The following is a 22242-nucleotide window of genomic DNA, read 5'->3' as shown; positions in this document are numbered from 1 at the left end:
AGTTCTTAATAACACAAGAATAACTTACCCTAAATTGCATATATAAAGAATAGCACCTCATGAAAGATAGGCGGAATAAAATTTATAAAGAATCAAAACTTACGGTAGGTAAGCAATTTGATCTTAAGGAAATGATTGAAATGTTTCGTTTTAAAGTCGAAGAGCATGTGAAAATAGTTCTTGATAAGAAAACGTTAAAGACTTCGAATATTAATAAAAAAGCTAGAGAACGTAAGGCTCAAAAGAATGAGGAATACTCAAAAATTGGTAATTGGGCTTACTATCATGACTATAGTATTTTAGAATGGTCTCCTGAAACCTTCCGAATCTTTGATTATCCAAAAGATTATCGGGGAACTTTACTTGAGTTTTATTTGTCTAGTATTGATGAAAAAACTATCGTGCGTTTTCCCGAAATACTTGAAATTTTTCATGGTGAAGAAGAGAGTAATGTAATGAGTCAGACCATAATTACACCCTCTGGCGAAAAGAAACAGCTATCTTTTACATCTTTTCCGTTACTGGATGATAATGGAGAATTAATAGGTGTTGAGGGTGACGTTATTGATGTTACAGATGAAATAAGCGGTAAAAGTGGATTGAACAATTTCTTTAGTATGTCTAGTGATTTGCATTGTATTACTCACTTGGATACCTATTTTTTAAAAGTAAGCCCAGCTTGGGTTAAGCTTTTAGGGTATACAGAGGAGGAGTTGCTCTCACGTTCTTACTTGAATATCATACATCCCGATGATGTTGAAGGTTCTTACGGTGCTGTCGTTGAGGTGGATAAGAGTGATGATTCTTTGGTTTTTGAGAATCGGTACATTAAAAAATCTGGAGAGGTGGTTTATTTGAGTTGGAGAGCGAGAATTGATCCTGAAACAGATTTAGGTTATTGTACAGCAAGAGATATAACAAAGTCTAAGTTAGTTGAAAAAGGGTTGTTAAGTGATCTGAGTGAAAAGGAATTATTGTTAAGAGAAATTCACCACAGAGTAAAAAACAACTTACAAATTATATCGAGTCTACTTTCACTGCAAGCAGGAAGAAATAGTGATCAAAAAGAATTGCTTAGGTTATATGAAGACAGTAAAAATAGAATACAATCAATGGCTGTCATTCATGAAATGTTTTATCTGTCGGAAGAATTGGATAAGATTGAATTTGGAATGTATTTGAATAAGCTCATAGAAGACTTATCAAGATCATTTTCTACCCAAGATAAATCTATTTCGTTCTCATTGGATATTGACTCAATCCATGTGAACCTAGATACTGCTATTCCACTAGGATTGTTAATTAATGAAGTGGTAACGAATTCTATCAAACATGGAGCAGATGATTTAGGAAACATCAATATTTTCTCAGCTATAGAGGCCTTGGATGATGATAAGCTTGAACTTACTATAGGTGATAACGGATGCAACAGTATGAAGAATGTTTTAGATTTCGCTGGGGAAAGCTTAGGTGTTTTATTAATCAATAGTTTAGTGGAACAAATTGATGGTGAAATTGAACAGTTGGAGAATACCAAGGGAACAGTTTTTAAATTGACTTTTAGAAATAAGAAAAATCGGAAAGTTTAGTTAATTTATTTTCCCCATCCGAATTTTGACATCCCCACGCAACCCACGTCATCCTGAAGTAAATTTTTAAAAACAAGTTTTTAAGAAATTTGCGAATGATCTTTTACGTAGTTTTTTGGCTTAACAAATTTGCTGTTTGTGTCATAATAAAATGATTAGCTTCTCTAGATAACGATTGAGAAACATAATTATCAATTATCAATTGTGAATTATAAAAAGTAGTTTAATGTCAAATTGAAATGCATCATATCCACTTTGTTTATTTTTTGAGAACTCGTCATGCTTCCAGGGTTCATTTCCTTTTTGTAAGTAACAATAAATCGCATGCTCAATCCTTCAAAGTATTTGCCAAATTGGTGTTTGTATTGGGCTAGGAAATGATAATAATTATCTAATCCATATTTATTTAACCGTAGATTTTGAATGTCTGGTTGATCGATAATTCCAGCACTAAGTTTTGTAGAATGGCGCTTGTTTTTTGATGAATATTCATATCTAAAAACATAAGCATTTAAACCTCCATACCCTTCAAATAACTCTGTAGTTTGACTTGCATAAAACTGTTCGCGTCCCCATTCTCTTGGAAATAAATAGCGTCCTTCATCCGAAATGCCAAAGTAGTTTAGGCTTATTTCATGCTGCTGAATGAATTTTACGCCTACTTTTCCTCCAACAGCATAAGTACTTTCCTCATTTAAGATATAGGCGTGAGTTGGATTGGGATTCCCTCCATTGTTTAAGGCTGTTTGATATAAGCCCTGCACTCCAAAAAGGAATTCAGTTTTCTTGTGTTTTATTTTAAAATCAGATTGTACGAAAGTAAGATTGAAAACATTTTCTCCAAGATAATTCCAAGCTTGGGATTCCCATTTAATAGCTGACGTATTCTTGTGTTTGTATTTCACGCCAAAAACTCCTGTTCCTAAAGTTTTGATATGTCCGTGGTAATCGTTTTTTGAACCATCTGGATTCCAACCTTCACTATAAACTCCAAAAGAGTTAGCGGTTGAATAAGTATTCATCGTTCCACGAATGGCTTCAGAGATAAACCAAGCTGCAGAAAATGTCAATTTTTTGTTTTCGTATTTTGCCGATAAACCTTGAAAGATGTTTGGACGAAAACGATTGTAGTTCTTGTTTAATAAAGGTGTTTCATGAATTTGACGACCCACTTTAAAACTTAACTTTTTGAATGTATAAGCTAAATAAAGTTCATCCAAAGCACCTAAGTTGTATTTATTACTTGGATCCTTTATGTCATAAAGTGCCTTTTCATAACGGGTGTTATTCCATTTATTTGTAGTTGAATTCACCAAGTTGTAACCCGCCAAATTGAAAGTCATGAATGCTCCTGCTTTAACTTGAAATCCATGAAAAGATGGAGTTTTGTAAAATGCTCCAATCCCTGTTCCTAAAGCGAAAAAGTCATTTCCTGCTCCTTCGTTTACCGTTGACATTAACTGAGTTTTAGAAAGAAAGTTTAATTCGCCTTTCTTTAGAAAGTCACGCAAACCTTTTGATTTTACCAGTGAATCATCCTGTCCAAAACCCTGAAAAGGAAATGCAAAAGCGAGTAAAATAATCACGTGAATAATTAAATTTTGAAGCTTAATACTCATGTTTATTATCATTTTACTCGCTTTTGTTTTATTTTAAAAAGAGATTTCAGTCGTTTCTCTTCCTCCAAATATCCTCTCTGATCCTGTCATTCCTCTATTTTTTTAAACCATTGATTTTAAAAAATAGAGGAATCCCTTTTTTGTAGTTAATTGATATAGATTGCAATAAGTTTTTGACAACAATCTAGTCTTTACCAAACAACAATTACCACCCAATAATTATCAATTATCAATTATAAATTGTCAATTACCTAATGTGGTATTTTATCTTTCACTACTCCATAAAGGAATGTTCCTAAAAGTGCAAATATGAAGATTACACCAAACGACATAAATCCATATCCGATATTTACGACCATTGGCCCAGGGCAAGCGCCACTTAATGCCCAACCTAATCCGAAAAGGATTCCTCCAATCAAGTATCTTGCAGTTGATTTGTTTTTAGGATAAAAAAGAATAGGATTTCCTGCCATGTCACGTATTTTGAACTTCTTAATCAGCGCTACTATAATTGCCGAAGTAACTACTGCAACTCCAATAATTCCGTACATGTGAAATGCTTGAAATCTGAACATTTCTTGAATTCTGTACCAAGAAATAGCTTCTGATTTTGACATTACGATTCCGAATAGTGCTCCCACTATTAAATATTTTATAAACTTCATCTCTCTCTGTAATTTTTAAAAAATAAGTGGGAATATTCCGAATGTCATGATTAATCCACCGATAAAGAATCCTACAACTGCTATCAAAGAAGGAAGTTGAAGGTCAGCCAAACCACTGATTGCGTGTCCTGATGTACATCCACCAGCGTATCTTGCACCGAAACCAACTAACAATCCACCGAAAGCAAGAATTAAAAATCCTTTGAGTGTGAATATCGCTTCGAAGGCAAATAGTTCAGCAGGTTGAATAGAAGTTGGAGCAGCGAAACCAAGTGCTCCTAAATCTTTAATTGTATTTTCTGAAATTGCTACTGCTTGATCAGGATTACTTAAAAATTCACTGGTAATATACCCTCCTAATATTGCTCCAACAAGGAATACGAGATTCCAAGTTTGTTTTTTCCAATCGAAATCAAAGAATTTTACTCGTTTTCCTGCTCCACCAATCGAGCATATTGTGCGTAAGTTTGCTGAGAATCCAAATGAATTCCCGAAGAACAATAGCAGGAACATTATGAACGCGAGTATAAGCCCTGAGAACCACCATGGCCAAGGTTGCATTAAAAAATATAACATTTTTTTCTATTTAATTTTGTATGAAATAATAGGTTTGTAAAGGTGGTTTATCAATGTTTCAGTTGCACTTTTGTGAAATATACCACCTTTTCCGTGTGTTCCGATACAGATAATATCCATGTTTTCTTCCTCTGTAAAATGCTTAATTCCTTCCTCGATATTTTTATCTCGGATGACATGCATTTCATAGTTCACAAAACCATTTTTTTGAGCGAAAATAGCCATGCTTTCTCTGATGTTTTCCTCATTGTCATCCCTGGTCGTGATTTGCAAGAAATGGAGTTTCGTACCAAAAGCTTTGATAAATGTTTTGACCAAATTCAATTTCTGAGGTTCATTTTCCTCAAAATTATGAACCAAAAGAATATCTTTTAATTCTAATCCTGAACGGTCACACATCAAAGTCATTACAGGAACATTTGATTTTCTGGCAATTAATTGAGCATTACTACCAATAAATCTTTCTGCTAATCCTGAAGTTCCTTTGGTTCCTAGTGCGATGAGGTCAAAATTATTTTCCTCTGCAAATTGGATAATCCCTGTTGCAGTATGTCCAAAAATAAGCTCAGACTTAACACCTTCATGTTTTTGTTGAAGTTCAGTGAGTTTTACAGCTGCCATATTGCGTTGAATTTCAACAAAATTCGCATCAATTTCTCCACATGTATTGATCACATTGTCCATTCCCAAAGTAACAGTATCAGGAACATTTAAAACATGAAGAAAAGTAATTTCCATGTTTGCCTTTTTCGATAGGTTGTTCACCATCATAAAAGCATATTCCGCTTCGATTGAAAAATCTGTTGGAATTAAAACCTTAATTTTTGTCACCTCCTCCATGATGTTACTTTTGATTAGCTTTTAGTTTATTCAAATGATCAAGATTAATAGCGTTGATTACATTTTGATGTCCTTCAGCTTCTAAAATGCTTTTCGCTCTTCCAGATCTAGCACCGCTTCTGCAATAAACAACAATTTGATCATGTCCTTCAAATTCCAATAGGTAATCTTCCACTTCATCAACAGGAATATTTATTGCTCCTTCAAAATGTCCGGATTCGAATTCTTGGGTAGTTCTAACATCAACAATAAAAGCATTTTCGAAATCTACTTTCTCTTCTTTCTTTTGCTCTACCTTTTGTTCTGATTTAGGACTTTCTGTAGTTTGCGAGTTTGAACAGCTTGTAAAAACAACTGCTCCAAACATTATCGCACTCAGACTAATATTTTTTAAGTAACTCATTTTGTTTAGTTTTAAATTGAGATTAAATGGTTTTTAAAGCCTATTTAAATCTCAAATGGTTAAAAATGCACAATGGTCCAAAAGATTTGAACCACTGTGATTTATAATATGTTTATGAATTAACTCATTGTTTTAGAAGCACAAACGTAGTCTGTTTTTGGGAGTTTCGTTTCTGCAATTGCAGCCATTCCACCCTCAATTTCTGTGAAGTTTCTGTAACCCCTAGACTGTAGAATACTTGCTGCAATCATGCTTCTGTAACCACCGGCACAGTGCATGAAGAAATGCTCTTCTGGATTAATATCTTTGATCCAGTCATTCATACTTGCCAAAGGACGAGAGAATGCTTCATCAACGTGTTCCGCTTCATATTCAGTTTCTTTACGAACATCGTAAACAATACTTTCTTCTAATTTGAAACGATTTTCGAATTCAGCTGGTGTAATTCTGTCCACTTTATCAGTTTCACGGTTTTCTTTTGTCCAAGATTCAAATCCTCCTTCTAAATATCCGATAACATTATCAAATCCAACACGTGTTAAACGAATCACAACTTCTTCTTCCATTCCTGGCTCAGTAACCAAAAGTAATGGTTGTTGAACATCGCCAATCATTGCTCCAACCCATGGTGCAAAATCACCGCCAATTCCAATGCTTACAGAGTTAGGGATAAATGCTTTAGCGAAGTCACCGTTGTCTCTTGTGTCTAAAATCAAAGCTCCTGTTCCTTCAGCAGCTGCTTCAAATTCTTTTGGAGATAATCCGTTAAGACCTGTTTTAATTACATCGTCAACGTTTTTATATCCTGTTTTGTTCATTGCTACGTTAGCTCCAAAATATGCTGGAGGTGGGAGTAAACCATCTGTAACCGCTGCAACGAATGCTTCTTTATTTGGTTGGTTCAATGCATAGTTCATCTTTTTCTGATTCCCTAATGTGTCCACCGTTTCTTTCATCATGTTTTTACCACAAGCTGATCCTGCACCGTGCGCTGGGTAAACGATTACGTCATCTGCTAAAGGCATAATTTTCGTCATTAACGAGTCATAAAGGTGACCAGCTAATTCATCCTGTGTCATGCTTGCTGCTTTTTGAGCTAAATCTGGACGTCCAACATCTCCTAAAAACAAAGTATCTCCTGAGAAAATTGCGTGGTCTTTTCCATCTGCATCAATCAATAGATAAGTTGAACTTTCCATTGTATGACCAGGTGTGTGCATTAATTTGATTTTGATATCACCAATTTCAAATACTTGCTCGTCTTTTGCAACAATACTTTCAAATTCTGTTTGAGCTGTAGGCCCAAAAACGATATCTGCTCCAGTTGCTTTTGCTAAATCTAAATGTCCAGAAACGAAATCTGCGTGGAAATGTGTTTCAAAAATATATTTCAATGTTACACCATCCTTTTCTAATCTTTCTAGATAAGGTTGAATCTCACGAAGTGGATCAATGATTGCCGCTTCACCATTACTAGTGATGTAGTAAGCACCTTGCGCTAAACATCCAGTATAAATTTGTTCTATGTTCATATCTCTCTTTTTATTTTGTTTTTCTTATTGACACTGCAAAGGTCGGTATTCATTATTCATTTATGGGTTACAATTGTTACAGTCTTTTACCCTGGTAAATATTGCTTTCTATAAAACTTATTGCTTCTGAAGATGAATCCACAATTCTGTATCTTTTCTCGCTGAATGGGAATTGTAACAAGCTTCCATTGTTTCAACTTTTAATTCGTCTTGCATTAATTCCAAGTATTCTTTTTTATTTCCCTGGAATGGTGGACCTCCAACAAATTCTCGGTTGAATAATAATCCACACAATTTTCCATCCTTAGAAAGTAACGATTTCATCTTCTCAACATATTGTGGACGAAGAGAAGGATGAATCGCACAAAAGAAGGTTTGTTCGATAATTAAATCATACTCTCCTTGATGTTCGAAAAAGTCTCCGTGAATTAATTGAATAGCTGAATTGTCTTTATACTCTTCTTCTAATTTTTGAATTAGTCGAGGAGCAATATCAATTACAGTAACAGAAGTAAATCCATTTTCGATTAAATATTTTGCTTCATAAGCATTTCCAGCTCCAGGAATTAAAATACGTAAATCTTTGTTTTCAATTTGATCAATGTATTCCTTGATAGGAGGAGAGACCATTCCTAAATCCCATCCGGTTAAATTATTCTCGTATTTCGAGTTCCAAAATGTCTGGTCTAGACTGTCTACTGTTGGTGTTGTTTTCAAGATTTTGTAATTTTATTTAAAGAAAGAAAGATACGAAAAAATATTGCATTTTGGATATGTTGCAATTCAACCTATCTATCGCAATTTGAATTAAAGTATTCACATTAGTTTACATTGCTTTGCAATGCATATTTTTCTCTATCGAAATTCTGATTATTTTCCACTTTATTCAAATATTGAACGGCATCATTCATATTGATAAAGATATATTCTTTTCCGATTTTCTCAATCATATTCCATTTTTTTAGAATATCACGAACTGGTCCACGTGCTCCGGCAATTGCCACTTGAATTCCTTTTTGTTGCCAATTGTGAATCCATTCTTCAATTTCATGTGCTCCGGAACTGTCAATGGAAATTACACTTTCAAAGTTGAGGACAACTTTCGATAAAGCAGCGCCTTTTTCTTTTTCCCAAACTTCAATTCTTTTTTGAATAAAGCTGATATTAGCGAAATAGATTTGTCCATCAATACGTACAAATAATTCATCTTTTCCTTCCACTAAATCCTTGAAACGACTTGTGTTTCTATAGATATTCGTGTTGGGTACTTGTGCTAATTTTGCAATGTGTGGTCGAGAAGCTTTGTATAAAACAGCTCCTAAAGAAAGTGCCATTCCAATTAAAATTCCAACAACAATTCCTAAAGTTAAAGTAGAGATAAATGTGATAATCAACAATAAAAAGTCCGTTTTATCTGCTTTCCACAGCGTTTTTGGTGTTTTAAAGTCAATTAATCCAGAAACAGCTACAATAACAACAGCCGCTAAAATTGATTTTGGTAAGTAGAAGAATAACTCAGTAAGGAAAAGTAAAGTAATAACTATTAAGACGACACTAATAATAGAAGCAAGAGCAGTTTTCGCTCCCGACTGATCGTTTACTGCTGTTCTTGAGAATCCACCAGTTACAGGAAGTCCCATGAAAAATGCTGCTCCAAAATTGGCCATTCCTAACCCAATTAATTCTTGGTTGGCATCTAATTTATAGTCTTTGTGTTTTCCTTGAATGACTTTCGCTACGGCAAAACTTTCTGCAAATCCTACCAATGAAATCGTGATGGCGATAGGGAGGAGGATGCTCCAAGTTTCCATAGAAAATGAAGGGGTAGAAACGCCAGGAAGTCCAGATGGAACTTCTCCAAGAACAGCAACTCCATTCGCAGTTAAACCAAATCCCCAAACCAATAGAATTCCAAAAACAACCGCTAATAAAGGTGTTGGTAAACTTTTGTGAATTTTCTTACCGAATTTAATAATGATTATTCCACCAATTCCAATAGCAAAAGCTGTCCAGTTGAGTGTTCCAATATTGTGAAAAATACTGACCATAATATCTTGGACATATTCGCTTCGTGGTAATTCAATTCCGAATAAATGCTTGATTTGACTCAGTCCAATAATAATTGCAGCTGCGGAGGTAAATCCGTTAATTACTGGATGAGAAAGGAAATTTACAAAGAATCCAAAACGCAAAATTCCCATTCCAAATTGAATTAATCCAATCAGAAATGCCAATGTTAACGCATAAAGTAAATATTGTTCAGGAGAACTTGGACTCAAAGCTCCAATTCCGGCAGCTGTTAATAAGGAAACCATTGCAACAGGTCCAACCGCTAATTGTCGCGATGTTCCAAAAATGGCATACAATAAAATAGGAATTGTTACCGCATATAAACCATGAATTGGATTCATTCCAGCCAGCATTGCATAAGCCATCCCTTGGGGAATCAACATAATTCCAACAGTTATTCCTGCGGACATATCACCCTGTAAATTCTTCTTTTTATAGTTAGGTAGCCAATCTAAAATAGGCAGATATTTCTTTAGTAAATGCATTCTCTCTCTTGTTTTCTCTGGTGATAAAATATTTCACAAAAGTCTCCATTTTTATTTGTTATTAAGGTGACTTTTGTAACGCTGGTTTTTAATTTCTTCTCGATTATAACTAAATAAGGGTTTCAATTTTCTGTTTTAAAAAATATTCTCTTAGAAAATTTACTTATTCAATTCGTATTCACTATTTTTGCGCCACATTTAGAAAAAACAATAAAATGGCAACGAATAGAACTTTTACAATGATTAAGCCTGATGGCGTAGAGAGCAAAAACATCGGGAATATCCTTCAAATGATTACTGATGCAGGATTTTCAATTAAAGCAATGAAATTAACTAAGCTTTCTGTAGAGCAAGCAAAAGTATTTTATGCTGTTCATAAAGAGCGTCCTTTCTACATGGAACTTGTTGATTATATGGTTTCTGGTCCTATCGTAGCGGCAATCTTAGAAAAAGATAACGCAGTAGCTGACTTCAGAACATTAATTGGAGCAACTGATCCAGCTGAAGCTGAAAAAGGAACTATCCGTGCAAAATATGCTGAGTCTAAAGCGAAAAACGCTGTTCATGGTTCAGATTCTGACGAAAATGCAATGATAGAAGGAGAATTCCACTTTTCAAAAGAAGAGTTGGTAGGATAATTTTCTTTTACATATATAGAATTGAAAAGCTGTACCGAGAGGTATGGCTTTTTTTGTTGTTAACCGCGGATTCGCTGAGGTTTGCGCAAAGGTCGCAGAGGAGAGAAAAGGAGAGATCGTTGGTGTTTTAAGGGTGACGCAAAGGTGTTGGGATGTAGAGAGCGCCTGCGGCACCTGGCGTTTTCACAGAGATAAAGGAGGGTTTTCACAGAGATTCACGGAGAAAGGAGAATTACGCAAAGATACGCAGAGGAGCAAAGGAACGCGGAGAGCACCTGCGGCACTTGATGTTTTTCACAGAGAGCACCGAAGAGAAGAGAAGAGAAGAGAAGAGAAGAGAAGAGAAGAGAAGAGAAGAGAAGAGAAGAGAAGAGAAGAGAAGAGAAGAGAAGAGAAGAGAAGAGAAGAGAAATGTTTGTTTTTTATAAAGATCATATCGATTAATGCGGTATAGGTTTAGAATAATTTCCTCGGAAGCTTATAAAAGTATGAAAACTTATAGTATTGGAAATTATAGGAATAGAAAAAGTCCAAACGCTAACGTCTGGACTTTTTAAATATAGGTTATGTGGTATTGTATGCTTTCCCTAGTAGGGCATGCATACTATACCATCATCATCATTGGGTTTTCCATGTAAGATTTGAAAGTATTCAAGAACTCTGCTCCTGTAACACCATCTACAACTCTATGGTCACATGATAAAGTTACCTTCATCACATTTCCTGGAACAACTTGTCCGTCTTTAACAACAGGCACTTGTTTTATTCCTCCAATTGCCAATATACAAGCATCAGGTGGATTAATAATCGCAGTAAATGATTCGATATTGTACATTCCTAGGTTAGAAATTGTGAATGTATTTCCTTCCCAATCTTTTGGTTGTAATTTCTTTTCTTTTGCTTTTTGAGCAAATTCTCTAACCTCAGCACCTATTTCCATTAAGCCTTTTGTGTCAGCAAAACGAACTACAGGAACCAATAAACCGTCTTCAACTGCTACAGCAACTCCAATGTTGATGTGGTCGTATTTACGGATTTTGTCTCCTAACCAAGCACTGTTAACTGCTGGATGTTTTCTTAATGCAACAGCACAGGCTTTAATTACCATGTCGTTAAATGAAACCCTGACACCTTCGTTTGCATTAACTGCTGAACGCTGCGTCATTGCATTGTCCATGTCAATATCTAACGTTAAGTAGAAGTGAGGTGCAGTAAATTTACTTTCAGCCAAACGTTTTGCAATGGTTTTACGCATTTGCGAAATGTTGGTATCTGTGTAAGATTCTGTTAAAGTTGAACCTGATGTTGAACCTGCAGCAGCCGGAGCTTTTGCACTATTCTGTGGTTTGTTTTCTGGCTTGTAATTTTCAATATCGCGTTTTACGATACGTCCATTTTCTCCAGAACCCTGTACATCATTCAAATCAACATTCTTGTCTTCTGCTAATTTTTTAGCCAAAGGTGAAGCAAAAATTCTTTCTCCGTCTCCACTTGATTGTGTAGAAGTTTCAGATTTTTCAGTTGTTTCTTTTGGTTTGTCATCAGAAGATTTATCAGCTGCAGGTTTTTTCTCTGTTTGCTTTTCCTCTTCTTTCTCCTCTTCTGCTTCTAGAGTTTCTTCCTTACTTTCAGCAGAATCTTCTTTATCGTCTCCTTTTTTAGAGTCAGCTATTATTTTATCAATATCTTCTCCTTCTTCCCCGATAATAGCTAAAATAACGTTTACTGGTGCAGTTTGACCTTTTTCAACTCCTATATATAAGAGTTTACCATCATAGAATGACTCAAACTCCATTGTTGCTTTATCCGTTTCGATTTCAGCAAGTAATTCACCTGATTCTACATCGTCACCAACTTTCTTGTGCCATTCTGCAACGACACCCTCAGTCATCGTATCCGATAGTTTTGGCATTAAAATAACTTCAGCCATTTTTCCTTAGTTTTTTAGTATTCTTTAATAAATGGGTAATCCTCAGATTTATATACGTCTTTGTATAATTCATCTTTTGTTGGATAAGGCGAACTGTCAGCAAACTCAATTGCTTCATTAATTTCGTTTGTTACCCATGATTGGATGTCTTTAATCTCATCTTCTGATAAGTAAGAATTATCTTTAATCACTTTTAAGCAGTGCTCAATAGGATCTTTTGATTGATATTCTTTCACCTCATCTTTTGTTCTGTATTTTTGAGGATCAGACATTGAATGTCCTTTGTAACGGTAAGTTTTGATGTCCAATAAAGTTGGGCCTTCACCTTTACGTGCACGGTCTGCAGCCATTGCAACAGCTTCGTGTACATCTTCTGGTGACATTCCGTTAACTACAAAAGAAGGCATTTCATAAGAAGAACCTAGTTTTGATAAATCCAATACGTTTGTAGTACGTTCTACAGAAGTTCCCATTGCATAATTATTGTTTTCTACAATAAAAATTACTGGAAGTTTCCACAGCATCGCCATGTTGAATGTTTCGTGAAGTGCACCTTGACGTGCCGCTCCATCACCAAAAGAAACCATAGTTACGTTATCCGTACCTTTGTATTTCTCAGCAAAAGCAACACCCGCTCCCATTGGAATTTGTGCTCCAACAATACCGTGTCCACCCATGAAGTTTTTCTCTTTGTCAAAAAAGTGCATTGAGCCACCTTTTCCTTTAGAAACTCCAGTTTGACGACCATATAATTCAGCCATTAATCGGCGAACATCCGTTCCTAATCCAATAGGATGCGCATGATCACGGTAAGCTGTCATGTGGAAATCTGTTGGTCTTGTCGCACTCACAGTTCCCGCTACAATAGCTTCTTGTCCGATATATAGGTGACAAAATCCTCCAAATTTTTGTTGGATATATAGTTGTCCAGCCTTTTCTTCAAATTTTCGCATCAAAAGCATATCCTTATACCATTTGATATAAGTTTCTTTTGAAAACTTTTGCTTCTTTGAAGAGCTTTCCTTTTTAGTGGTTTTTGTAGGCTTTTCTGATGATTTTGCTGCCATAGTTTAATACAGTTTAATTCGATTAGACAAATATAGAGTTTATATTTTTTTAAAATAGATAATCCATTAAGAGAATTCTTGAAATTCCTAACTAGTGTATGCAAGAATACTAAGTATTACTTAATATTTGAAAAGAAAGCTTCAAATACAAGGCTTGTGACGTTTTTAATTGCAGGAGTTTATTTTTATAAATGACTGCTATTTAAAACGAGCATAACGCAGTAGTTGGAGTTTTCTATCAAATATTATTTGCTTCCAAAAATAAAGGGTAGGAGTTGATGAACGCCCTCAAAAATCAAATAGCTTCCATCTCCGTTTTTCATGATTATCTCAAATGGAGCTTTCTGAATTTCAGTATATTCTGCCATCGCTTGACGACAACCACCGCAAGGTGAAAAAATATCTCCTTCTTTCAGCAAATCTCCAACACAAGTGATGGCTAAAATTTTAATTCCTTGCTTATTTTGTTGCGCGCCATAAGAAAAAAGAGCTACGCGTTCTGCACAAAGTCCTGTAGGATAAGCCTTGTTCTCTTGATTACTTCCAATTACAATAGTATCGTCGTTCAATAAAAGTGCTGCTCCAACTTTAAAGTTTGAATAAGGTGCATGTGCCTTTAAAGTTGCTTTTTCAGCGGCTTGGGCAACTATTTTTTGATCTTCATTTAATTCTTCAAAAGAGGCTAAATGATGGTAAGAAAATTTGAATTCTTTTTTCATATTGAGATTTTTGCTCCATACGCAGATCACATAGCCTTGTATGGGTCGCTAAAATAGTAGGATTATCTTAAGCGCTAATGTTTAGTGTGCTTTTTTATCGTAAAAAGTGTGAAAGTTGACGAATTTAGGGCTTAGATTTCAAGAATTTGATTTCTAATAAACGCCATTAAACGAATATACTGGTAAATATTAGAGGTGTTAAAACAGTACTGATGCTACTTTAGTCTTTAATAACCTTAAAATCCATTACTTCATTCGAGTTTTTACTTTTGACTTGGCATGTGAATTTATCTTTACCCATTTCAATAATCTCAGCATGAATTTTCTGACCAATCATTGATTGAAATTCTTCTGGAGCATTTTTGAATTTTTCATAAGTGAGAACATATTTACAATCAGATTTCCATTCAATTGAAGTATAAGCTTCGACTTTCGACTTACTATTGACTTCGATCTGTGTTTTTTCAGTTCTTGTAATTTCAATTTGAGCATAATCTGGATCTGCGTATGCAAATTTACCTACGTGAAAATCACTACATGTTGATTTTTCTGGAACGCAGGATATTAAAAGAAATATTGTAAATAAATAAATAGAAGCTTTCATTTTAATTAGTTATTGTTTAGTGAATTGAACTAAATTACTGCCATAGTATTAAGAATATGAACGGAATTTAATATTCATCGATAAAATTAAACAATTTATCGATGAATAACGCGTATTTAAAGAATAAAATAATTTATGAGGCTTAGTAGCCAGTTGATTACAATTTTCCGTCATGGTATAGGGATTATTGAACGCTCTGGCTATAAAATATTTTCGATTTTAAAGGTTTACTGCTATTTAATAAAGATTGTAATGCTCACTAAATTTTATATTTCGATTGGGTTTTATTGATTTGGGCTCTTCTATTGTTGTACTGTATTTTTGAATTAAACCAGCAATTTAGCTTTTACTACAGCCAGGTTATTAATTATTTTCCAATTGTTCTCAGTGTCTAAAACCAATGAGTTGTAAGAAATGAAATCATTTTCGAAACTTTCAATTTTTAATTTTACCATTGCAATAATTCCATCATGGTCAATAGCTAATATTTCCATTTCTCGCGGAATCCCGCCAAATTCTCCATTTCTGATTCTTTCCAAATAATCTTGTTTGTCGATAATCATAACACCTGATGTTCCCATAAAGCCGTTATTGGTTACTCGAAAATCTTCGTGCAATACTGCGTCCAAAAGTTCAATGTCGCTATTGTCGCCACCCTTTACAAAGTCAGTAATGCATTGGGTAATTCTTTCTATTTCGTCCATGGTAGATGATTTATGAATTCGATTCTAAAAATAAATAATTCTGAACTTCTGTGTACTGTTTAATTCTAAATTTCTATTAAAGAGATGCATCTATCAGCGAATACTGCAGGAATGTTTTACTTCAATATTTAAACATATAACTCCTCTTAAAGTAAGCTCATTTAATTATTCGTCAAAAAATGCAGAATATTTTATTAAGCTATTAAATCATCTAACGAGTACTTTTTAATATCTTTTTTATTCTTAGATAACTCATAAAGTTTGTTTTTATCCTGAATATCGAGCCATAGCATTGGATCGTTTCCGAAAATGGAACCCAGTATTAAAGCTAATTCATGATTTAATGAACGCTCACCCTTTATGAGTTTAGTTAAGTTTGAAGGTTTTATTCCAATATATTCTGCAAATTTATACTGTCTAATATCGAAAGCTTTTAAATATGCTTTAATGAAATCACCAACTTTTTTAGAGTGTTTGTCTTTCGAGTTTAAATAATCCTCCATTTTGAATTTAAGGGCCAATAATTCAATTGTTCTCTTTTGTTCGTTACTACGTTCTCTCGATTTATTCAAAAGGATCGCTTGAAATTCATTGAATTCTTGCGAGCCAACGTCTGTTCTCTCTGTTAAAACAGAAGGTCTGTTTTTATTATTTTCTTGTACGTTCATATCTCTTATTTTTAGTATAAGTACTTATTGATTAATTTCAGTCCCACCACATCATCGATATACATTCTTTGTCCAATTGCTTGTGTGGCACCATATTTTGATTTACACCAACTAATTAAGTTAGTTTTTGAAGTAAAAGTGACAAAACCTCTGTAGTCGCCCTGCATCTTTAAACTTTCTCGACAAGCGAATGCTATTAAACATCCTGCCACGAAATCATACCTTTTGTTTGTAGATCCCAAGTTGTGCGGCGCTATTTCTATAACATCCATTATCAACATATTACTTTCAACTTTTAATTGTAAAATACCTTCAATATTTTGAGAAGTATCTTTTAGACGTAATACATAGCTTTCCGAACCTTTTTCTTTCGAAAGTATTTTCCAATCAAATTTCCATCCGTCTTTTTTAGTTGGCATTTTTCCAGAAGCGGAGATTATTTCCACTTTAATAAGTTTGTTACTTCCTAGGTCAAGAATAAATGCCATAATTCATTTCTAAGAAGTTTAGTAGATATAAAGATAGATATATATATTGCCAAATTAGATAATATATATCTTAATAGTTTCGATAAATGATTACTTATATTGCCAAATAAAACCATTCAATAGAAATGTTCATTCCTTGAATCCTTCACTTCCTATAAACCGACCTAGGATAATCAGACATCCGAATTCTTTCCTTCTCAGATCACCCAAAGAATTCGTATCAATCCAATTTGTTGATTTACTTTCTAATTCTAGTATTCTATAGATAATCTTTGGTTTTTGATTTAGATATCCCAAAAATCTTCCTCAAATCATGTCCGACCACCAATAAAAATTCATATTTATTTAAAGTTCTACTTTTACCATTGAGTTGTTCGGCCAAACTTCTTCAAGACAATCCCATCCAGCTCCAAACCAAATAGTATCATCTTCCTCAATCATCATTTCATATTTATATTCAGGATGGTTTTCTTCGAATTTTAAATACCTACGAAGGTCTCTTTTTTTTAAGCTGTATGCTGGATCTTTTGAGTGAGCAACATCAATAGGAAAATCAATTGTTCCATTTTTATTACTCAAATAGTCATCATCTTCATTTAAAGTAAAGAACAAAACTCTATCATTAGCTAGCCATCTTCCGGTATTTGTCCACAAGGTGTCAAAATTACAAACTGCCTTTATTTGAATGTGTCAAGTCATTCTATAGGTAGAATCGGGATTTAGAAAAAGTTCGGCTTTCATGGAAATAGTGGTGTCGAGCTTTTTGTCAGAAATAGAATCTGTGACTACTGTTCCGATATAATAACCAGTGTATTTGTCCATTTGCGCATTTGAGTTTTGCCAAATGAAGGTAGTCAATAGAAATGTAAAAATATATTTCATGATGTTTCTTTCTCGTTTCAGGAATAGATTTCTCAGTTTTAATAAATTCCCTTAATTCAAAACATCTCGAACAAATACTTCTGTACTGTCTAAATTACTCCAAATTGTTTGAATATTTCTGTGATTTTCTGAACTATATTCATAAATCACAATGGTATCGCCTAATAATTTGGGATTAAACCAGTGTGAATTTTTATCATACGGAATTCTAGAAATTTGCTTATTTGTTAAACTCCTCTCTGCTATGAAATCATGTTTCGATAAAATGCGTTCTAATTCCTTAGGACAAGTTTCAAAATGCATCCAAATAGCAGCATCTAATATTGGAACTGTTTGCTCTTGGTACTGAATGACATTCACACAATTGTTTTCTCTTTTGTCGAATAAAGCATCATAGATTTCTTCACCAGTTCGTGGTTTCATTATTTCAGAAATCTTGTTGAATGACTTATTAATGACGGTATAAGTTGTCCAAGTTCCTAAACCGATCACAACAAAAAATAGAACTAATGCGCTAATTAAAAGATTTTTGTTGCGGTTGACCAAACCGAAAATCAAAACCGTTAGAAATGCTAGGAAGCTTATTCCTGAAAGTGTTACTAAGATTACTATTTCTAACATTTGCTACAATGACTTAATTTATTCGGATAAAGTTGACAAAAATTTATGAAATTTTAATCCTTGGATCCTTTTATTCATAATTCATAATTAATCCCGGCAATACAAATTTCTCAAAAATCATCTCCGGTTGCTGTGTTTTACCATTTCTGAAATTCCCCGAAGTAATAACCACAACTGCATCTAAAGTTGGGACAACAAAAATATATTGTCCTCCAGCTCCTCTTGCTTCTATGGTTTTATATGTTTTTCCATTCAAATGATATTCATGATGCCACCATAAATATCCATATCCGTTTTTGTCTTCGGTGTTTTCTAAAACTCTGTAGTTTTTGAAGGAAGCTTCAATCCACTCCTTTGAAAGAATTTGTCTGTCATTTACTTTGCCTGAATCCAGATACAATTCACCAAATTTCACCATGTCTTTTGGGGTAAGATACATTCCTCCACCAAAATATGGACTCCCTTTCAAATCCGTTTGAATAATGTAATTTGAAATTCCAAGCGCTTGAAATAAATGCTGATCTATAAACAATTCCAAAGGATCTTCAACCAATGAATCCATTGCTAATCCTAGTAAATATGGATTGGCAGAACCGTAATTTGCTTTGGTGTTGGGCTCATTGATCATTGGAGCTTTTAAAACTTCATCAGCCCAGTCTTGCGACATTTGATAATTGTCTTCTACCGCCGAAGATTTAGGATTTGAATTGATTCCATAATCAATAGCATCGAGTCCAGAACTCATGGTTAAAAGACTTTTTATATCAATTTTCGATTTTAAACCAGTGTTGTATTTTTGATATGCTGACGGCAGAAAATCAAATATGGATTGATTGACATTATCGAATAATTCTTGCTCTTTTACTAAACCAACAAATGCAGAAGAAATACTCTTGGAGGCTGAACGCATATCATGGGGAATGTTGGAATTGTAGCCATGAAAGTAATTCTCGTAAATTAATTTTCCATTTTTAGATACCAAAACTGAATGTGTATTGGGTAAAGAATCGTTTAGAACATACTTTTCTAGATTTGAGAATTTTTCATTAAAAGTTTCAGGTTTGACATTCATTCGTACGATTCTCCATGGATGAGTAGATTTTTTCAGTTTAATTAAAGTAAGTAAATGATCTTCTAAAAGAATTTCTAATTCAATTTTATCAGCCAATAATTTTCCTTTGAATTGTAATCCTGTTTTTAAATCAGAGAATGAAATCACATCATTTTCTTTTTGGAAGTCAGCACACCAAGTTCCAGTAAATCGATTATCCGCTAGAATAGGGTAGGCCTGATAATCTTCGCCATTTCCATTTTCTAGACTCAGATAAAAAGATTGTGATTTCAATTCGTCAACCATCAAAATATTCCAAATTCCAGAATAAATATTGGATTCTGACTTTATTAATTTCAAATGATAAAGTAATAATCCAGATTTAATAAATCCATTGATTTCATTTTCATCGTCTGAAATCGTTCCGTTGAAATAGATATTTTTGGTAATGGGAATTCTTAATTCTATTTCACCATCGGACTCAAATTCATATTCCACAATACTTCTTTCATTATAGATTTTGAAAGTGGCAATCTCTGTTTCAAGATTCGAAATTTCTACTTTTAAATTGAAAGTTGTTGGATTTTCGATTTTCCCCTCCCAATTAGAAGTGTAATCTGCCATGTTTTGTGAATGGAGAGAAAGGGAAAGGATAAGTGCCAAGAAGAAAGTGAAGTGTTTTTGTTTCATTTTAATGGTTTTTGTGTTTAGTTTTCAATCCATAATGACATCGAAACCTTCGACATTTCGACGCCTTCGACAAGCTCAGTCACCGAAAAGTAATCCGATCACTACGGTGACTAGCTTGTCGAAGGCCCGTGTCATTCGCGTTCCAATCCTTGAATCTTTGAATTCTTGAATTTTTCAATCCTTCATTTCCTATAATCAACCCGAGGATAATCAGACATCCGAATTCCTTCTTTTTCTAATTCCGTTAAAGCATTCTTTGCAATCCATTTTGCCGATTTACTTTCGAATTCTAAAATTTCATCAGCTACAATAATCGCTTTTTGACGAAGATCAATATTTCGTTTTCCGATGCTTCGCAGTGCCCAATTTACAGCTTTTTTTACATAAATTCTATCATCGTTGGCTTCACGTTTAATAAGTTCGAAATACTGTTCGAATTGTTCATTGCCAGAAGTCTTGTCTGCCATGCAATAAGAAGCCAAAGTGGTGAATGCTGCTCTTTTTTGAAATTCACTTTCTCTTTCTGACCATTCCATTATTTTTTCGTGTGCAAATTTACTTTTGGAAAATAATCCCATACAGAAACTATCACAAACCTCCCAATTCTCAAAGGTTTTTACCCAATGTTCCATGAGTTCTTCGGTAACGTCTTTTGCTTTGAAAACCTTACTGCATAAAATACGAGCTTCGTAAATTCCACTATCGAAAAGCTGTATTGCCAATTCATTGTCGTGACCAATTTCCTTGGCAATCACTTTTAAATCCTTGTGGTAAATTCCCAAAGAGTTGTTTGATATTATTCCAAACTTCTTTTCTTTGAAAATTACCTTCTCTTTGTCTTGAAGGGAGTGGAGACGTTGTATGGTTTCTTTATAAGTCAATGTTTTTTGGAGTTATTTTAGTAAAATAGCTAAATTTTGAAGCCCATTATTTTAGATGTAGAATTAGAATTCCTGTTCCTATTGCTATACCAAAGCTTAACATAGTTCCAATGAGAACGTATTCTGTTTTTCTAGTTGCGCCATCTTTAAATCTTAATATAGATTTAGCGGCAATTAGAAACCCTAAAGCTTCATATTGACTAAGAATAACAAATGTAAGTGCAAGAATTCTTTCTAGTGATCCAATTAATCGTCCTGCGCGTTGGAGATCGTCATTTGTTTGGTCTGTTATAGAATAAGACTTAAAAATTTGTTTGATAAGAATGTTAGCTGGTTTTAGACAGAATAAATATCCTGCAATTAAGAGCACAATATACCAATCGAATTTCATTTCATAAAAATCAATTAGTGGAGTTGTTTTCTCGAATAATAGTGAAACAATGATCAAAATCAACAAATGTAAAAGCTGAGATATGTAAAATGAGTACTTCCCAATTTTCCTATCCTTGTCGAGATACTTTTTTAAGCCATCTATTATTACATGAATTGCTGCAATTACGATAGCTGCAACAACAAAAAGAAGCTGGAATGAAAGTACCCATGAACAAATAAAGGCTATTAAAAAATGTTGAGGTAGAAACTTGCTTTTAAAACCCTTTTCGTTTAAATCCTCTACTTGTTTCTCCGATTGAAAAATATAATCAGTCAATAAATGAGCGATAAATTGTAGTGTTATCAGTGTCGAGATGTCCATTCGAAATTGTTTTGTCGGTTTTGTAGTATTACTTTTTCGTAGTACATCATGCCTTGTTCTATAGCGTTCCAACCAATACTGGTCGATTGCCTATTGATAACCGGTTGAGAAACATTCGTTTGCTTAGCTATCTCATTTTCAGTCTGACCAATTAATTTTCTGTACAAGACATCGCTTTGTTTAGCTGTTGCTTTGTTTATTAGAACTTCGATCAACGATAATATTGAGTTAAAACCATCATTTAAATGTTCATTTTTAGATATAAAATTCAAAGTTGTCCGTACGTTCATTCTTTCTTTGTCATGAGTAGAATGTTCTTTCAAAAATCTGCCTGACATATATATTGCTTCACCATCAATAATTTCCTGTTCTGGATCTATTCGATTTATTTCCCCATACCCTATAGCGATTCGAATTCCATAGGTTCTAAAGGCTTTAACCCTATTGTCATTTTCATATCGTGGATTATTACTGATAGGAAGAGCTTTAATATAGCTTTTGAGTATTAACGCAATTTCTATAGCCTTTTCTGAATGCGGCGTTACGCATTCTATATAATCACCTTGTACAATTCGGCAATACGCTTCATATTTAGACTCTATTTTATTTAACAAAGTTTGTAATTGCTCTATTACAAATGTTCTGTCTCTTTCATCTAGGCTGGTGGAAGCTAATATATCCCCCGATATTACTGCTACTTTACTTATCATCATTTAAATATAATCATAAATATCAAATATAGTCTAAATAAGACATAATATTAGCA

At 33.9% G+C, this 22242-nt stretch carries 25 protein-coding genes; 3 read left to right on the top strand and 22 right to left on the bottom strand.

The window, feature by feature from the left end; all coding sequences use genetic code 11:
• Positions 1 to 59: 59 nt before the first annotated feature.
• A complete protein-coding gene (locus ERX46_RS06445; RefSeq protein ID WP_130093016.1) occupies positions 60 to 1589 on the top strand; it encodes a PAS domain-containing sensor histidine kinase in 1530 nt (509 codons plus the stop codon).
• 209 nt (positions 1590 to 1798) lie between these two features.
• On the opposite strand, the gene ERX46_RS06440 is transcribed toward ERX46_RS06445, so the two are convergent.
• From ERX46_RS06440 to ERX46_RS06405, 8 genes are all read right to left on the bottom strand, one after another.
• The gene (locus tag ERX46_RS06440) at positions 1799 to 3208 is read right to left on the bottom strand and encodes a hypothetical protein (RefSeq protein WP_130093015.1); all 1410 of its coding nucleotides are present in this window, start codon (positions 3206 to 3208) and stop codon (positions 1799 to 1801) included.
• A gap of 251 nt (positions 3209 to 3459) precedes the next feature.
• Positions 3460 to 3873 carry a DUF6691 family protein gene (locus ERX46_RS06435; protein WP_130093014.1) on the bottom strand — a complete coding sequence of 138 codons (414 nt, stop codon included), beginning with the start codon at positions 3871 to 3873 and terminating at the stop codon, positions 3460 to 3462.
• A 15-nt stretch (positions 3874 to 3888) separates the two neighbouring features.
• Positions 3889 to 4449 (bottom strand): YeeE/YedE family protein, encoded by a 561-nt coding sequence (locus tag ERX46_RS06430; protein ID WP_130093013.1) that lies wholly within the window; start codon positions 4447 to 4449, stop codon positions 3889 to 3891.
• 6 nt (positions 4450 to 4455) lie between these two features.
• The gene (locus tag ERX46_RS06425; RefSeq protein WP_130093012.1) at positions 4456 to 5289 is read right to left on the bottom strand and encodes a universal stress protein; all 834 of its coding nucleotides are present in this window, start codon (positions 5287 to 5289) and stop codon (positions 4456 to 4458) included.
• A gap of 4 nt (positions 5290 to 5293) precedes the next feature.
• Positions 5294 to 5692 carry a rhodanese-like domain-containing protein gene (locus ERX46_RS06420; protein ID WP_242494541.1) on the bottom strand — a complete coding sequence of 133 codons (399 nt, stop codon included), beginning with the start codon at positions 5690 to 5692 and terminating at the stop codon, positions 5294 to 5296.
• A 119-nt stretch (positions 5693 to 5811) separates the two neighbouring features.
• Positions 5812 to 7224, bottom strand: a complete 1413-nt coding sequence (locus ERX46_RS06415; protein ID WP_130093011.1) for an MBL fold metallo-hydrolase — start codon at positions 7222 to 7224, stop codon at positions 5812 to 5814.
• Between the two features lie 117 nt (positions 7225 to 7341).
• A complete protein-coding gene (locus tag ERX46_RS06410; RefSeq protein ID WP_130093010.1) occupies positions 7342 to 7941 on the bottom strand; it encodes a methyltransferase domain-containing protein in 600 nt (199 codons plus the stop codon).
• Between the two features lie 104 nt (positions 7942 to 8045).
• Positions 8046 to 9779: a SulP family inorganic anion transporter gene (locus ERX46_RS06405; protein WP_130093009.1), complete on the bottom strand. Its 1734-nt coding sequence runs from the start codon at positions 9777 to 9779 to the stop codon at positions 8046 to 8048.
• A 215-nt stretch (positions 9780 to 9994) separates the two neighbouring features.
• Here ERX46_RS06405 and ERX46_RS06400 point away from each other — a divergent pair, with 215 nt between their 5' ends.
• Both ERX46_RS06400 and ERX46_RS17500 read left to right on the top strand, forming a co-directional pair.
• Positions 9995 to 10417: a nucleoside-diphosphate kinase gene (locus tag ERX46_RS06400; protein WP_130093008.1), complete on the top strand. Its 423-nt coding sequence runs from the start codon at positions 9995 to 9997 to the stop codon at positions 10415 to 10417.
• Between the two features lie 43 nt (positions 10418 to 10460).
• Positions 10461 to 10871 carry a hypothetical protein gene (locus ERX46_RS17500; protein WP_165366170.1) on the top strand — a complete coding sequence of 137 codons (411 nt, stop codon included), beginning with the start codon at positions 10461 to 10463 and terminating at the stop codon, positions 10869 to 10871.
• A gap of 150 nt (positions 10872 to 11021) precedes the next feature.
• Here the strand turns inward: ERX46_RS17500 and ERX46_RS06395 are convergent, their stop codons facing one another.
• The 14 genes from ERX46_RS06395 to ERX46_RS06330 form a co-directional block, all read right to left on the bottom strand.
• Positions 11022 to 12347, bottom strand: coding sequence for a pyruvate dehydrogenase complex dihydrolipoamide acetyltransferase (locus tag ERX46_RS06395; protein ID WP_130093007.1), 1326 nt, complete (start codon positions 12345 to 12347; stop codon positions 11022 to 11024).
• Between the two features lie 14 nt (positions 12348 to 12361).
• Positions 12362 to 13414 carry a pyruvate dehydrogenase (acetyl-transferring) E1 component subunit alpha gene (gene pdhA, locus ERX46_RS06390; RefSeq protein WP_130093006.1) on the bottom strand — a complete coding sequence of 351 codons (1053 nt, stop codon included), beginning with the start codon at positions 13412 to 13414 and terminating at the stop codon, positions 12362 to 12364.
• 245 nt (positions 13415 to 13659) lie between these two features.
• The gene (gene cdd, locus ERX46_RS06385; protein WP_130093005.1) at positions 13660 to 14133 is read right to left on the bottom strand and encodes a cytidine deaminase; all 474 of its coding nucleotides are present in this window, start codon (positions 14131 to 14133) and stop codon (positions 13660 to 13662) included.
• A gap of 220 nt (positions 14134 to 14353) precedes the next feature.
• On the bottom strand, positions 14354 to 14737 hold the full coding sequence (locus ERX46_RS06380) for a hypothetical protein (protein ID WP_130093004.1): 384 nt from the start codon (positions 14735 to 14737) through the stop codon (positions 14354 to 14356).
• Between the two features lie 326 nt (positions 14738 to 15063).
• The gene (locus tag ERX46_RS06375; protein WP_130093003.1) at positions 15064 to 15441 is read right to left on the bottom strand and encodes a nuclear transport factor 2 family protein; all 378 of its coding nucleotides are present in this window, start codon (positions 15439 to 15441) and stop codon (positions 15064 to 15066) included.
• 194 nt (positions 15442 to 15635) lie between these two features.
• Entirely contained in the window at positions 15636 to 16109 is a 474-nt protein-coding gene (locus ERX46_RS06370) for a HigA family addiction module antitoxin (protein WP_130093002.1), read from the bottom strand.
• Positions 16110 to 16120: 11 nt separating this feature from the next.
• Positions 16121 to 16597, bottom strand: coding sequence for a hypothetical protein (locus tag ERX46_RS06365; protein ID WP_130093001.1), 477 nt, complete (start codon positions 16595 to 16597; stop codon positions 16121 to 16123).
• Between the two features lie 345 nt (positions 16598 to 16942).
• Positions 16943 to 17251, bottom strand: coding sequence for a hypothetical protein (locus ERX46_RS06360; protein ID WP_130093000.1), 309 nt, complete (start codon positions 17249 to 17251; stop codon positions 16943 to 16945).
• A gap of 36 nt (positions 17252 to 17287) precedes the next feature.
• Positions 17288 to 17479: a hypothetical protein gene (locus tag ERX46_RS06355; protein WP_130092999.1), complete on the bottom strand. Its 192-nt coding sequence runs from the start codon at positions 17477 to 17479 to the stop codon at positions 17288 to 17290.
• 51 nt (positions 17480 to 17530) lie between these two features.
• On the bottom strand, positions 17531 to 18100 hold the full coding sequence (locus ERX46_RS06350; RefSeq protein ID WP_130092998.1) for a hypothetical protein: 570 nt from the start codon (positions 18098 to 18100) through the stop codon (positions 17531 to 17533).
• Between the two features lie 70 nt (positions 18101 to 18170).
• On the bottom strand, positions 18171 to 19841 hold the full coding sequence (locus tag ERX46_RS06345; protein WP_130092997.1) for a serine hydrolase domain-containing protein: 1671 nt from the start codon (positions 19839 to 19841) through the stop codon (positions 18171 to 18173).
• A 182-nt stretch (positions 19842 to 20023) separates the two neighbouring features.
• The gene (locus ERX46_RS06340; protein ID WP_130092996.1) at positions 20024 to 20722 is read right to left on the bottom strand and encodes a DNA alkylation repair protein; all 699 of its coding nucleotides are present in this window, start codon (positions 20720 to 20722) and stop codon (positions 20024 to 20026) included.
• A 46-nt stretch (positions 20723 to 20768) separates the two neighbouring features.
• Positions 20769 to 21476 (bottom strand): DUF3307 domain-containing protein, encoded by a 708-nt coding sequence (locus tag ERX46_RS06335; RefSeq protein WP_130092995.1) that lies wholly within the window; start codon positions 21474 to 21476, stop codon positions 20769 to 20771.
• Entirely contained in the window at positions 21458 to 22186 is a 729-nt protein-coding gene (locus ERX46_RS06330; RefSeq protein WP_207214128.1) for a fumarate hydratase, read from the bottom strand. Before ERX46_RS06330 ends, ERX46_RS06335 begins: the two co-directional genes overlap by 19 nt.
• Positions 22187 to 22242 lie beyond the last annotated feature (56 nt).

Origin of the sequence: Brumimicrobium glaciale, assembly GCF_004152935.1 — a bacterium.
Taxonomy (GTDB): Bacteria; Bacteroidota; Bacteroidia; order Flavobacteriales_D; family Crocinitomicaceae; genus Brumimicrobium; species Brumimicrobium glaciale.
The sequence above is the reverse complement of the archived record's forward strand: the minus strand, read 5'-3'. Positions and strand labels throughout refer to the sequence as shown.

Coding starts and splice junctions, on each gene's coding strand:
- ERX46_RS06445 (WP_130093016.1), top strand. CDS start 60: ATGAAAGATAGGCGGAATAAAATTTATAAAGAATCAAAACTTACGGTA.
- ERX46_RS06440 (WP_130093015.1), bottom strand. CDS start 3,208: ATGAGTATTAAGCTTCAAAATTTAATTATTCACGTGATTATTTTACTC.
- ERX46_RS06435 (WP_130093014.1), bottom strand. CDS start 3,873: ATGAAGTTTATAAAATATTTAATAGTGGGAGCACTATTCGGAATCGTA.
- ERX46_RS06430 (WP_130093013.1), bottom strand. CDS start 4,449: ATGTTATATTTTTTAATGCAACCTTGGCCATGGTGGTTCTCAGGGCTT.
- ERX46_RS06425 (WP_130093012.1), bottom strand. CDS start 5,289: ATGGAGGAGGTGACAAAAATTAAGGTTTTAATTCCAACAGATTTTTCA.
- ERX46_RS06420 (WP_242494541.1), bottom strand. CDS start 5,692: ATGAGTTACTTAAAAAATATTAGTCTGAGTGCGATAATGTTTGGAGCA.
- ERX46_RS06415 (WP_130093011.1), bottom strand. CDS start 7,224: ATGAACATAGAACAAATTTATACTGGATGTTTAGCGCAAGGTGCTTAC.
- ERX46_RS06405 (WP_130093009.1), bottom strand. CDS start 9,779: ATGCATTTACTAAAGAAATATCTGCCTATTTTAGATTGGCTACCTAAC.
- ERX46_RS06400 (WP_130093008.1), top strand. CDS start 9,995: ATGGCAACGAATAGAACTTTTACAATGATTAAGCCTGATGGCGTAGAG.
- ERX46_RS17500 (WP_165366170.1), top strand. CDS start 10,461: ATGGCTTTTTTTGTTGTTAACCGCGGATTCGCTGAGGTTTGCGCAAAG.
- ERX46_RS06395 (WP_130093007.1), bottom strand. CDS start 12,347: ATGGCTGAAGTTATTTTAATGCCAAAACTATCGGATACGATGACTGAG.
- pdhA (WP_130093006.1), bottom strand. CDS start 13,414: ATGGCAGCAAAATCATCAGAAAAGCCTACAAAAACCACTAAAAAGGAA.
- cdd (WP_130093005.1), bottom strand. CDS start 14,133: ATGAAAAAAGAATTCAAATTTTCTTACCATCATTTAGCCTCTTTTGAA.
- ERX46_RS06380 (WP_130093004.1), bottom strand. CDS start 14,737: ATGAAAGCTTCTATTTATTTATTTACAATATTTCTTTTAATATCCTGC.
- ERX46_RS06375 (WP_130093003.1), bottom strand. CDS start 15,441: ATGGACGAAATAGAAAGAATTACCCAATGCATTACTGACTTTGTAAAG.
- ERX46_RS06370 (WP_130093002.1), bottom strand. CDS start 16,109: ATGAACGTACAAGAAAATAATAAAAACAGACCTTCTGTTTTAACAGAG.
- ERX46_RS06365 (WP_130093001.1), bottom strand. CDS start 16,597: ATGGCATTTATTCTTGACCTAGGAAGTAACAAACTTATTAAAGTGGAA.
- ERX46_RS06355 (WP_130092999.1), bottom strand. CDS start 17,479: ATGAAATATATTTTTACATTTCTATTGACTACCTTCATTTGGCAAAAC.
- ERX46_RS06350 (WP_130092998.1), bottom strand. CDS start 18,100: ATGTTAGAAATAGTAATCTTAGTAACACTTTCAGGAATAAGCTTCCTA.
- ERX46_RS06345 (WP_130092997.1), bottom strand. CDS start 19,841: ATGAAACAAAAACACTTCACTTTCTTCTTGGCACTTATCCTTTCCCTT.
- ERX46_RS06335 (WP_130092995.1), bottom strand. CDS start 21,476: ATGGACATCTCGACACTGATAACACTACAATTTATCGCTCATTTATTG.
- ERX46_RS06330 (WP_207214128.1), bottom strand. CDS start 22,186: ATGATAAGTAAAGTAGCAGTAATATCGGGGGATATATTAGCTTCCACC.